Source organism: Amycolatopsis sp. NPDC088138 (assembly GCF_044741685.1).
GTDB lineage: Bacteria > Actinomycetota > Actinomycetes > Mycobacteriales > Pseudonocardiaceae > Amycolatopsis.
The window spans coordinates 1,201,598-1,212,284 of the sequence record NZ_JBIUTB010000002.1 but is presented as its reverse complement, the minus strand read 5'-3'; the positions used below and the strand labels follow the sequence as shown (position 1 = coordinate 1,212,284).

Sequence of the window (10,687 nt, the reverse complement as noted above, 5' to 3'; positions counted from 1 at the left end):
CCACGCAGGTACGCGAACCGACCCTTCAAGCACGCCAGCCGACCCTCCAACCACACGAGTCGTCTCCCCCATCACGCGAGTCGACCTCGCAATCACACGAGTCGACCCTCCAGGCACGCGAGTCGTCCATCCAGGTACGCGAGTCGTCCGCCCAGGCACGCCAACCGACCCTCCAACCACGAGTCGACTCCCCAATCACACGAGTCGACCTCGCAATCACGCGAGTCGTCCATCCAGGCACACGAGTCGACCACCCAGACACGCCAACCGACCCTCCAACCACGCGAACCGACCCTCCAACCACACGAGCCGTCTCCCCCATCACGCGAGTCGACCTCGCAATCACACGTGTCGTCCCTCCAGGCACGCGAGTCGACCACGCAGGTACGCGAACCGACCCTTCAAGCACGCCAGCCGACCCTCCAACCACACGAGTCGTCTCCCCCATCACGCGAGTCGACCTCGCAATCACGCGAGTCGACCCTCCAGGCACGCGAGTCGTCCGTCTAGGCACGCGAGTCGACTATTCAAGCGCGCGAGCCGACTATTCAAGCGCGCGAGCCGACCATCCAGGTACGCGAGCCAACCGCCCAAGCACGCGAGTCGCCCCCCTGAACACTCAGACCGACCACCGGGTACACGCCAAAGCCGCGGAGCCCAGCGGTGGTCGTGAGTGGCAAAGAGGGTTCCAACCCTCCTGAACACTCGCGACCCCACCCGCCCCAACGTCCGGTGACCGGCCGCTAAGTCGCCGGGCCGCGGCTCGGTAGCTCGACCACTACCGTGCGGTGGTCTTCCACCACCTCGGGCAGCGGGGTCGGGGGGATCGGCTCGCCCGGGGGGCGGGCGTCGAGGATGTCCGCCGCGCGGATCAGGCGCAGCGGGGTGTCGGGGGTGGCGCAGAACGGGCGGACGCGGACCCACGTGGTGCTGGTGTGCTCGTCGCGCAGGCTGGGGCCGGCGATCGTGCCGATGCGTTCGCGGGAGGCGCCCGCTCGGTCCCCGCGCCCCCGGTAACGGACCTGCCAGCCCGGTGGGTAGCCCTCGGCCATCTCGTCACCCCGCTCAGTCGACGGTGTCCCGGGCGCCGGGGTCCGGGGCGCGCCCATCCAGCCTAGGCCTGGGCGGGGCGCGTGGCCCTCAGCCAGGTGGGTGGTTCACACCGGAGTCCTTTGAGGACAGATGTCACCCGGCCGGGGTTCGGCTAAGGTCGTCGTGACGCCCTGGACCTCGGCGCTCGTTCTTCCGACGGCGGCCGGCGCCGCCCCGAACGGCTGAGGCGAACCATGCTCACACGCGTGATCCGGGCGGCGGCCGCCGTCCTCGCGGCGATCGGCCCCCGGCGGCGAAAGCACAGCGGCCTCGGCCCGGCCGCCGAGGACGTCATCGCCGCGGTCACGCAACCCCCGCCGTCCCGGCCGGTCGCCGAACTGAGCACCGACGAACTCTGCACGGCCTGGCGGCGCAGTTACTTCCAGCTGCTCGTCGCGCGGGACGCCCCGGCCCGCCGGAGCACGGTGCAGCGCCGGCAGGACTACCTCGACGAGATCGAGCGGCGCGACCGCCGCGGCTTCGTCCGCTGGCTCGACAGCGGCGCCCGGGCCGGCGGCGATCCGGCGCCGTACCTGACCAGGCGCTGAGCGCTTACCGCCGGCTCTGCCGCGCCAGCACGATGGCGGGATCCAGCGCCCGCTCGGCCAGCGCGCGGGCGACGTCGCTCAGCCGGAGGCTGTTGCTGCGGGCGTACCCCCGCAGCGCACCGAAGGCGCCGTCCATGGTGAGCCCGCCGGTCACCGCGAGCACGCCCTTCGCCTGTTCGATGGTCACCCGGCTGTTCAACGCCGTCTGCAGCTGCTCGGACATCGTCTCCCCGTGCCGGACGGCGCGCTCCTGGAGGATGCCGATCGTCGCGGTGTCGGCCAGCCCCTGCGCCAGGTCGACGTCGTCGGGCCGGAGGTCGCCCGGCCGGGTGCCGAACAGGTTCAGCGCGCCGATGGTCTGCTTGCGCAGCCGCATCGGCAGCGCGTGCACCGAGGCGAACCCCTGGCGGGCGGCTTCGGCGGCGAACCGCGGCCACCGGGTGGCCTGCGCGGCGACGTCGGCCACGAAGACCGGCGCGTGACCCGCGAAGCACTCCACGCACGGGCCCTCGTCGATGCTGAGCTGGAAGAGCTCGAGCAGCCGGGCTTGTTCGGTGGACGAAGCGAGTACCTGCAGGCTGCCGCGCTCGTCGACCAGCGTCAGGCCGGCCGCGGCGACGTCGAGCAGGTCCACGCAGCGCAGCACCAGCGTGTGCAGCAGGTCGGCGACGTCGAAATCGTCGACGAGCGTGTCGGCCAGTGCGACGAACGTCCGGGTCACCTGTCGTTCACGGTCGGCCATGCCCACCATCTCCTGGTTTGCTCGTCGGTTCTCTTCATGGTGGTCCTCACCGGGGCTCCAGGTCCAACCTGAGCCGCCGGGCGACGATGTCAGCGGCGACGTCGCGCAGTGCGCGGCCGTGGCCGAACGCGTAGGCCCGCATCCGGGCCAGCGCCTCCGCGGCGGGCAGGTCCAGCTGCGCGATCAGCATCCCGGTGGCCTGGTGCACCTCCCGGTGCCGCATCCCGGCCCCCTCCATCCACCGGCCGTCCCCGTCGAGCCACCGGTCGCCGCCGAGCAGGCCGGACAGGGCCAGCGCGGCGATGTCGGCCACCTGCAGCGCCGTGGCGAGCTCGGCCGCGGTGAGCGACCCCGGCGTCGCCCGGTAGGTGTCCAGGGTCGCGACGCGCACCACCCCGATCTGCAGCGGGAAGGTGAACAGCGCCGCGACCGGCTGCTCGGCGGCCTGGGCGGCGAAAACCGGCCAGGCCGACGGCAGCTCGGCCGTGAGATCGGGGTGCAGCACCGGGCCGCCCAGGGAGTAGGCCTCGAAACACGGCCCTTCGCCCAGGGTGAACTGCAGTTCGGCCAGCGCGGCGCTCACCGGGTCGCTCGTGTAGACGACTTCGCGGTGCCCCTCGTCGGCCATCACCGACACGGCGGCGCCGTCCACCGGGAGCAGCCGGACGAACGCCCGGCAGACCCGGCCGACCGTGTCGACACCGCTGCCCGGCCGGCCTTCCGCGAGCGCGGCGAGGACGCTGACGCGCAAAGCGTCGAGCTCAGCCACCGACCTCCCGCCACCGCATTACCGGAACCCTACCCCGCGAGGTGCGGGTACACCGGCGAGCGATGCTGGAAGGCCAGGATCGCCGGGTTCTCGACGACACCGTCGCGGATTTCCACCGCACGCCGGACGGTTTCGTGACCGTCCCATGCGGACGGTCCGCCGAGCACCGGGCGCAGCAGCGGCAGCAGGGCCTCGCTGATCTCCCACGTGGCCGAGTTCCAGAGGTAGGACGGGCTGTGGTCCACCGCGTAGTAGGTGATGCCGTTCCCGACGGTGAACGCCGGATGGGTGAACGTCGTCGGCTTCGCCCAGCTGAAGCCCATGCCCTCGTCGCAGGAGACGTCGACGATGAGGCTGCCCGGCGCGAAGGCGGCGAGGTCCTCCTCGATCAGGAACGTCAGCGGCTCGGCGGTGTCCTGCAGGACGCAGTTGACGACGATGTCGTGCTCGGCGAGGAACCCGGCCAGCGGCACCCGGCCCCGCTCGGTCCGGGCGTGGCTGCGCCGGAGGTCGCCCGGGTTGTTCACGTCGTGGTCGAAGTGGACCATCGTCGCGGAGTGGATCGGCGAGCCGACCGCGGCGATCCCGCGGCCGGTGAGGACGTGCACGTCGTGTATCCCGTGCGCGTTGAGCGCGGTCACCGAACCGCGTGCCGTCGCGCCGAAGCCGATCACGACCGCCTTGAGCCGCCGCCCGTAGTCCCCGGTCGCGCCGGCCAGCTGCAGCGCGTGCAGCACCGAGCAGTAGCCGGCCAGCTCGTTGTTCTTGTGGAAGACGTGCAGGCCGAACGAGCCGTCGCGGTTCCAGTGGTTCATCGCCTCGAAGGCGATCAGCGTCAGCTTGCTGTCGATCGCCAGCTGCGTCAGCTCGGTGTCCTGGACGCAGTGCGGCCAGCCCCACAGCACCTGGCCGGGCCGCAGTTCGGCGACGTCCTCCCGCAACGGCTTGGCGAGCAGCACGACGTCGCATTCGGCGACGAGCTGCTCGTGCGTGCGCAGGCCGCCGACGAGGCCGGCCAGCTGTTCGTCCGCGACGCCGAAGTCCGCGCCGTAGCCGTGTTCGAGGAAGATGCGCTCGCGCAGATCGCGATCGATCCGCTCGAAGTGGCGGGGATGGATGGGAAGCCGGCGTTCGTTCTCCTTGCGGGAGCGCGAGACGACGCCGAGGGTGAGCTGGTCCACGAGGGCCCCTTTGCTAGACCCCAGTCTTAACACACGGTGTAGGGTTCGAGGTGACCGAGAGCACTTCGCGCGCGGGCGCTCGAGCCCGCGCCGTCCTCGGGCGCAGTCCGGCCGCGATCGGCGGCCAGAGACGGGAGCACCGGCATGACGTCGGGCCCACACACAGTCACCGCCCCCGCGGCCGAAGAGCACGCGCTCCGGCTGCGGTTGAAACCGAAGGGACCCACGACGGGGTACGTCGACGGCGCGTGGTGGCCGCGGTCGGCCGACCTGGTCGGCGAGCTGCCGGAACTGTTCGCCGTACTGGCCGTCCGCCTGGGCCGGATCGAACGGGTCACGTTCCACCTCGGCGACTTTTCCGAGCCACCGCGCCGGATCGTGTACGACGGCGAGCGGGTCCGGTTGGAGGGGTTCCGCTCGCAGCGCCCCGGAACGGTGACCGTGATCGGCGCTTCGGACCGGCACCGGGTGACGCTGCTGACCGTCCCGTCGGACACCGACCCGGACGTCGCGCACGACGTGCAGATGACCGCCGCGCACCGCGACAACACCGACACCGTCGAGACGTTGCTCGACCGTCTAAAGTAGACGGCTCGGCAGGGCGAGGCGGAAGATCTTGCGGACGACCGAGCCGAGCTGCCGCGACAGCGATCCCGTGTTGTAGGGCAGGCCGTGGTCTTCGCAGATCTCCCGCACTTCGCCGGCGATCTGCGGGTACCGGTGGCTGGGCAGGTCGGGGAACAGGTGGTGCTCGATCTGGTGGCTGAGGTTCCCGGACAGCACGTGGAACAGCGGGCTGCCGGTGATGTTCGCCGAACCCAGCATCTGGCGCAGGTACCACTGGCCCCGGCTCTCGCCTTCGCTCTCCTCCTCGGAGAAAACCTCGGCGCCGTCGGGAAAATGGCCGCAGAAGATGATCGAGAACGCCCACAGGTTGCGGATCACGTTGGCGGTGACGTTCGCCGTCAACGTCAGGGGCGCCAGCGGCCCGGTGAGCAGCGGGTAGACGACGTAGTCGCGCCCGGCCTGGCGCGCGGTCTTGCGCAGCATCGGCTTCAGCAGCGGGAGGACGTCCCGCCAGCTTCGCCGCCGCTGCACGATCCGGTCGACTTCGAGGTCGTGCAGCATGATCCCGTACTCGAAGAACACCGCCTGCGCCGCGGCGTAGAGCGGGTTGCCGAGGTAGTACGGGTGCCACGGCTGGTCCTCGGTGATCCGCAGGATGCCGTAACCGACATCGCGGTCCTTGTCGAGGATGTTCGTGTAGGTGTGGTGCATGAAGTTGTGTGAGCGGCGCCACTGCTCACCGGGGCAGACCATGTCCCACTCGAAGGTCCGCGAGTTCAGCGCCGGGTCCTTCATCCAGTCGTACTGGCCGTGCATGACGTTGTGGCCGATCTCCATGTTGTCGAGGATCTTCGACACCGCGAGCGCCGTCACCCCGCCCAGCCACGCGGGCGGGAACCAGCCGGCGAACAGCAGCAGGCGGCCGGACACCTCGCAGAACCGTTGCACGGCAACGACGTTGTGGATGTAGTCGGCGTCTTCCGCGCCCAGCTCCCCGGTGACGCGGGTGCGCAGCTTGTCCAGCGCCGTGCCGATCTGCTCGATCTCGACGGGATCGAGTTCCCTGTGGGTGGTGGTCATCAAGCGCTCTCCTCGGGCCGTTCGACTGCGGTCGCCGTGGTCCGGGGCGAGCCCCCAGCGTAGGCGCGTCCGCCGCGCCCGCGCTCGGCCAGGTGGGTGGTCCCGGATCGTTTCCAGCGGCGCCACACGCGCGTAACGTGGCGCACCGGAGACCTGGTGGCCAAGGGTTCAGGCCGGCACCCGTGGATGTGATGGCGTGACGGCGACGGCGACGGTCGTGTCACTCTGGCCGTAGTAGGCGAACCACCGGCCGCGGAACTGCACCAGCCCTTCGACGAACGTGACGTTCGAGACCATGCCGTGGGTGTCCTCGAAGCTGGTCGGGCGCAGCCACGGTTCGGTCGTGCGCGCGACGACCTTCGCCGGATCCGTGGCCGCCACGGCGATCTGCCCGCAGCGGTAGTGCACCTCGCTCGGGGACGTCGCCGTGGCGCCGTTGACCAGGAACACCAGCAGCCCGCCGTCCGTGCGGACCGGCGGGGCGCCGATCTCGACGAGCGTCGCGTCCCACTCGCCCGGGGTGGGCGTGTGCATCGGGTGCTCGTCGCCGGCGACCGGCGTCCAGTGCAGCAGGTCCTCGGACGTCGCCGCGTGGATCGTGCCCTCGCCGAACCACATCCAGTACCGGCCGCCGAGCTTCTCCGGGTGGATCACGCCGGCCTTGCTCCACGGCCGGTCCGGTCCGTACGGCAGGGTCCGCCAGGTGTTGAAGCCGGGGAACAGCGGGCCGTGCTTCGTCCAGTCACGCAGATCGGCCGACGTCGCCAGGCACAGCTGGGCTTGCGTGCCGTCGAATCCCGTGTACGTCAGGTAGAACGTGTCGTCCACGCGGGTGATCCGGGGGTCTTCGCACCCGGCGCGTTCGTAGTCGTGTTCGGGCTTGAGAACCGGGTCGTCTTCCCGGGAGAACCGGACGCCGTCGTCGCTCCAGGCGAGCCCGATGCGCGAGACGCGGTCGGCCGCGTGCGCGCGGTAGAGCAGCGCGACCCGGTCGCCGACGACGATCGCCGCGGGGTTGTAGAGGTTCGCCGACTCCCAGCCGTCACCGCGCGGGCGCAGGATCGGGTTGGCCGGGCTCGGCTCGAACGGCCCGAGCGGGAACGTCGCGGTCACCGGTCGAGCAGGGCGTCGGCGAGCAGGGCCTGGGTGATCTTCTGCAGCGGCGGCGCTTGGTACGACAGCAGCTGGATCATCCCGACGTAGAGCAGGTCGTGCTCGGGATCGACCCAGAACCACGTGCCCGCCGCGCCGTCCCACTGGTAGGTGCCGCGCCCGACCGGCGAGCCGGCTAAGGCGGGGTCGTGGAACACGGCGCCGTCGTAGCCGTAGCCGAACCCCGGCCGCAGGTCCATGTGCCCGGCGTGGAAACCCTTTTCCAGCAACGCTTCCGGCAGCTGGTTGGTCATCTGCGCCGTGACGGCCTCGGCGCTGACGAGCTGCCGCCCGTGCCACTCGCCGCGGTTGAGCAGCAGCTGGGCGAACTTCGCGTAGTCGCCGATCGTCGAGACCAGGCCCATCCCACCCCACGCCGCTTCCGGCGGGGCCGTGGGGTCACGGTAGAGCGGGTTCCGGATCGGCAGCAGCCGGAACGGGCCGCCGGTGTAATGCAGCGCGGCCCGCCGCCGCCGTTTCCCCGGCGGGGTGTGGAACGCGGTGTCGGCCATGCCCAGCGGCGCGAAGATGTGCTCGTGGAAGAAGTCCGGCAGCGACTGGCCGCCGAGCCGCTCGATGATCGCGCCCTGCAGGTCCATCGACAGGCTGTAGCGCCAGCTCGTCCCCGGCTGGTACGCCAGCGGAAGACGGCTCAGGCGCGCGACGAAGTCGTCCAGGTTCGCGGCCCGGAACGGCTTTTCGGCGCGGTAGAGCCGGGTCAGCGGGTCGGTTTTGTCCCAGCCGTAGCCGAACCCCGCGGTGTGCGTCAGCAGCTCGCGCATGGTCGGCGGGTGCTCGGGATCGGCCAGCACCGGGCGGCCGTGGTCGTCGAACCCGGTGGCGACCCGCAGGTCCCGCAGCTCGGGCAGGTGGTCGGCGATCGGGTCGTCCGGCTTCCAGAGGCCTCGGTCGGCGAGGATGCCCATGGCCAGGCCGGTGACCGGTTTGGTCATGGAGAAGATCCGGAAGATCGTGTCGGTCCGCAGGGGTTTGCGCGGGAACCGGCGGTCGAGGCCCATCGCCGTGGTGCGCACGATTTCGCCGTGGCGCGCCACGAGGGTGACGGCACCGGCGATGACGCCGTCGTCGATCTTCTGCCGCACGGCGGCGTCGGCCCGGTCGAGGCCCGCTGACGACAGGTTGACGTCTTCGGGGGTCACGGCGCGAGCCCGCCCAGCCACTTCAGGGACGGTTTCGGCGTGCGCGCGAACGTCGTGCGGTCGACGGCGACCAGGCCGAACGTCGGGCCCCAGTGACCCCATTCCCAGTTGTCGAGCAGGCTCCAGTGGAAGTACCCGCGGACGTCGACGCCGTCGTCCATCGCGGCGCGCAACGACTCCAGCGCGCCGGTCGTGTAAGCGATGCGCTGGGTGTCGTCCGCCGTCGCGACGCCGTTTTCGGTGACGATGATCGGGAGGTCGCCGACCACCCGTGCCACCCGCCGCACCGCGCCGCCCAGCGCGGCGGGGGTGTACTCCCAGCCGGTCTGCGTGCGTTCGGCGGCCGGGTTCCCGGCGACCGTGCCGTCCGCGCGCAGGCGTCCGCCGGTGTAGGTCTGGACGCCGACGAAGTCGTCGCCCGCACTCGCCCGCAGGAAGACCTGGTCGCGCGGCTCGGCGTAGGCCTCCAACGCCGCCTCGGCGCCGGGTTCGGCCTGGTAGTCCTGGACCGACACGCCCCAGCCGGCGAGCAGGCCGGGGTGGTTCGCCCGCAGCCGGTCCACAGTGGACCGGTGGACGGCGATCATCGCGTCCGTCGTCGCCGCGTCCGGCTCGGGCAGACCGTTGGCCAGCTCCCCGGCCGTGGTGAGTTTCGGGAAGATGGCGACGATGTTGGGCTCGTTGACGGTCTCGACGCGCTCGACCCCGGCGTCGAGGACGGGTGCGAGCGCGTCGACGTACCGCAGGAACCGCTCGGTCGCGTCGGGGCGCAGCCAGCCGCCGGTGGCGGAGAACCACAGCGGCAGCGTGAAGTGGTGCAGTGTCGCGAGTGGACGGAGCCCGCGTTCCCGTGCGCCTTCGACGATCCGGCGGTAGTGCGCGACGGCCGCGTGCGAGATGTGGCCGTCGGCGGGTTCGACGCGGGACCACTCGATGCCGAACCGGTAGTCGGTGAAGCCCGCGCCCGCGGTGAGGTCGAGGTCCTCGGGCCAGCGGTGGTAGCTGTCGACGGCGTCACCGCACCGCTCGGCGACCGGCGAGTCCGGTTTGTTCTCGCGGTACCACCAGTCGCTGGCGACGTTGCCGCCTTCGGTCTGGTGGGCGCCGGTCGCGACACCCCAGAGGAAGCCGGGCGGAAAGGTCATCGCACACTCCTGATGCCGAGGACGACAGCGGCCGCGGCCACCGCCAGGACGAGGGCGACCACGAAGATCGCCAGGTAGCCCACCGCGCCGGCGAGCAGGCCGCCGGCGATCGGCGCGACGACGCCGGGCAGCGTCGAGCCGATGCTCAGCACGCCGAGGTCGCGCGCGGCCGTGCCGGGGTCGGGCAGCACCGCGACCATCAGGGCCTGGTCGACCGAGAGGTACGCGCCGAGCGTGAGCCCGACGATCCCGAAGAACACCAGCTCGGTGGCCAGGCTCGGCGCGGCCAGCAGCGGGACCAGGCCGAGCGCCAGCAGCACCGGCGCCCCGCCGACCACGGGTTTCAGCCGGCCGAGCCGGTCGGCCAGCACGCCCGCGACGATCACCGAGACGGCCGAGAGCACACCCACCAGCAGCGTCGCCAGTCCGACGACCCGGCCGGCGTCGGCGGTGGACAGGCCCAGGTAGTCGGTGAGCAGGTAGAGCTGGAACGTCGTGATCATCAGGATCGCCAGGATGAACAGGAACCGGCCGGCGAAGGCGAGCCAGAAGTCGCGCGAGGCCGGGAGCGCCAGGGCGCGGCGGGCGACCCGCCGGGGCTCGTCCCGGTTGTCGCGGCCGGGCACGGCGACCGCGAGCACGACCGCGACGAGCACCATCAGCCACGGGACCAGGATCAGCCCGCGCGACGGCGTCGTCACCAGCGCCCCCGCCACGACCCCGCCGGCGGTCTGCCCGAGCAGGTACCCGAAGCCGGCGAACGCGGACGCCCGGCCGATCGCGCCGGCCGGCACGTGGTCGGGGATCAGCGCGGACAGGGCCGCCACCCACGTCCCGACCCCGAGCTGGAACAGGGCGTAACAGACGCCGACGAGCACGAGGTCGTCCGTGAGCCCGGCCGCGGCGAGGGCGACCGCGGCCAGCACCGCCGAGCCGAGCAGCCAGGGCGAACGGCGCCCCAGCCTGCTGCGTGTCCGGTCCGAGAGGAGCCCGCCGAGCACGGTGCCGACGGCGCTGGTCACCGCGCCGGCCACGGCGTAGGCGGTGAAGACGCCGACCTTGTGCGCGGGCGTGACGTCGGCGAGCAGCGCGGCGAGCAGGGTGCCGCTCGCCGCGCCCGGGGCGGCCCAGGCCAGCTGGCCGAGCAGCAGGAACGGCCCGAGCCGGCCGAGCCGCACGGTGCCCGTATCGATCGTCACGCTCAGGACCGTACACGAAAACCCAGTGATGCTGGGTTTTCAGATCCCGGGT

At 71.6% G+C, this 10,687-nt stretch carries 11 protein-coding genes; 2 read left to right on the top strand and 9 right to left on the bottom strand.

Going from position 1 to position 10,687, the window contains the following annotated elements; all coding sequences use genetic code 11:
• Positions 1 to 743: 743 nt before the first annotated feature.
• Positions 744 to 1,052, bottom strand: coding sequence for a hypothetical protein (locus ACIOD2_RS13285; protein WP_400537342.1), 309 nt, complete (start codon positions 1,050 to 1,052; stop codon positions 744 to 746).
• Between the two features lie 234 nt (positions 1,053 to 1,286).
• Here ACIOD2_RS13285 and ACIOD2_RS13280 point away from each other — a divergent pair, with 234 nt between their 5' ends.
• The gene (locus ACIOD2_RS13280; protein ID WP_400537340.1) at positions 1,287 to 1,640 is read left to right on the top strand and encodes a hypothetical protein; all 354 of its coding nucleotides are present in this window, start codon (positions 1,287 to 1,289) and stop codon (positions 1,638 to 1,640) included.
• Between the two features lie 4 nt (positions 1,641 to 1,644).
• Here ACIOD2_RS13280 and ACIOD2_RS13275 read toward each other — a convergent pair whose 3' ends face one another.
• Genes ACIOD2_RS13275 through ACIOD2_RS13265 form a run of 3 tightly spaced genes read right to left on the bottom strand, consistent with a single transcriptional unit; the run spans position 1,645 to position 4,332 of the window.
• Positions 1,645 to 2,382: a GAF and ANTAR domain-containing protein gene (locus tag ACIOD2_RS13275; RefSeq protein ID WP_400537338.1), complete on the bottom strand. Its 738-nt coding sequence runs from the start codon at positions 2,380 to 2,382 to the stop codon at positions 1,645 to 1,647.
• 46 nt (positions 2,383 to 2,428) lie between these two features.
• Positions 2,429 to 3,151, bottom strand: coding sequence for a GAF and ANTAR domain-containing protein (locus tag ACIOD2_RS13270; RefSeq protein WP_400537336.1), 723 nt, complete (start codon positions 3,149 to 3,151; stop codon positions 2,429 to 2,431).
• A 29-nt stretch (positions 3,152 to 3,180) separates the two neighbouring features.
• The gene (locus ACIOD2_RS13265; protein ID WP_400537334.1) at positions 3,181 to 4,332 is read right to left on the bottom strand and encodes a N(5)-(carboxyethyl)ornithine synthase; all 1,152 of its coding nucleotides are present in this window, start codon (positions 4,330 to 4,332) and stop codon (positions 3,181 to 3,183) included.
• Positions 4,333 to 4,476: 144 nt separating this feature from the next.
• Between ACIOD2_RS13265 and ACIOD2_RS13260 the strand changes: the two genes are divergently transcribed.
• Positions 4,477 to 4,920, top strand: a complete 444-nt coding sequence (locus tag ACIOD2_RS13260; RefSeq protein ID WP_400537332.1) for a DUF5994 family protein — start codon at positions 4,477 to 4,479, stop codon at positions 4,918 to 4,920.
• Here ACIOD2_RS13260 and ACIOD2_RS13255 read toward each other — a convergent pair.
• The 5 genes from ACIOD2_RS13255 to ACIOD2_RS13235 form a co-directional block, all read right to left on the bottom strand.
• Complete coding sequence (locus ACIOD2_RS13255; RefSeq protein ID WP_400537330.1) at positions 4,912 to 5,979, bottom strand: fatty acid desaturase family protein; 1,068 nt, start codon at positions 5,977 to 5,979, stop codon at positions 4,912 to 4,914. The genes ACIOD2_RS13260 and ACIOD2_RS13255 overlap by 9 nt on opposite strands.
• Before the next feature lie 168 nt (positions 5,980 to 6,147).
• Positions 6,148 to 7,092, bottom strand: a complete 945-nt coding sequence (locus tag ACIOD2_RS13250) for a glycoside hydrolase family 130 protein (RefSeq protein WP_400537328.1) — start codon at positions 7,090 to 7,092, stop codon at positions 6,148 to 6,150.
• The gene (locus ACIOD2_RS13245; protein WP_400537326.1) at positions 7,089 to 8,291 is read right to left on the bottom strand and encodes a serine hydrolase domain-containing protein; all 1,203 of its coding nucleotides are present in this window, start codon (positions 8,289 to 8,291) and stop codon (positions 7,089 to 7,091) included. The genes ACIOD2_RS13250 and ACIOD2_RS13245 overlap by 4 nt, the downstream gene beginning before the upstream one ends.
• On the bottom strand, positions 8,288 to 9,436 hold the full coding sequence (locus tag ACIOD2_RS13240) for a glycoside hydrolase family 1 protein (protein ID WP_400537324.1): 1,149 nt from the start codon (positions 9,434 to 9,436) through the stop codon (positions 8,288 to 8,290). Before ACIOD2_RS13240 ends, ACIOD2_RS13245 begins: the two co-directional genes overlap by 4 nt.
• Complete coding sequence (locus ACIOD2_RS13235; protein WP_400537322.1) at positions 9,433 to 10,635, bottom strand: MFS transporter; 1,203 nt, start codon at positions 10,633 to 10,635, stop codon at positions 9,433 to 9,435. The genes ACIOD2_RS13240 and ACIOD2_RS13235 overlap by 4 nt, the downstream gene beginning before the upstream one ends.
• Positions 10,636 to 10,687 lie beyond the last annotated feature (52 nt).

What these genes read in the sequence shown, in the direction of transcription:
- ACIOD2_RS13260 (WP_400537332.1), top strand. Translation starts at nt 4,477, where the DNA reads ATGACGTCGGGCCCACACACAGTCACCGCCCCCGCGGCCGAAGAGCAC.
- ACIOD2_RS13255 (WP_400537330.1), bottom strand. Translation starts at nt 5,979, where the DNA reads ATGACCACCACCCACAGGGAACTCGATCCCGTCGAGATCGAGCAGATC.
- ACIOD2_RS13240 (WP_400537324.1), bottom strand. Translation starts at nt 9,436, where the DNA reads ATGACCTTTCCGCCCGGCTTCCTCTGGGGTGTCGCGACCGGCGCCCAC.
- ACIOD2_RS13285 (WP_400537342.1), bottom strand. Translation starts at nt 1,052, where the DNA reads ATGGCCGAGGGCTACCCACCGGGCTGGCAGGTCCGTTACCGGGGGCGC.
- ACIOD2_RS13275 (WP_400537338.1), bottom strand. Translation starts at nt 2,382, where the DNA reads ATGGCCGACCGTGAACGACAGGTGACCCGGACGTTCGTCGCACTGGCC.
- ACIOD2_RS13280 (WP_400537340.1), top strand. Translation starts at nt 1,287, where the DNA reads ATGCTCACACGCGTGATCCGGGCGGCGGCCGCCGTCCTCGCGGCGATC.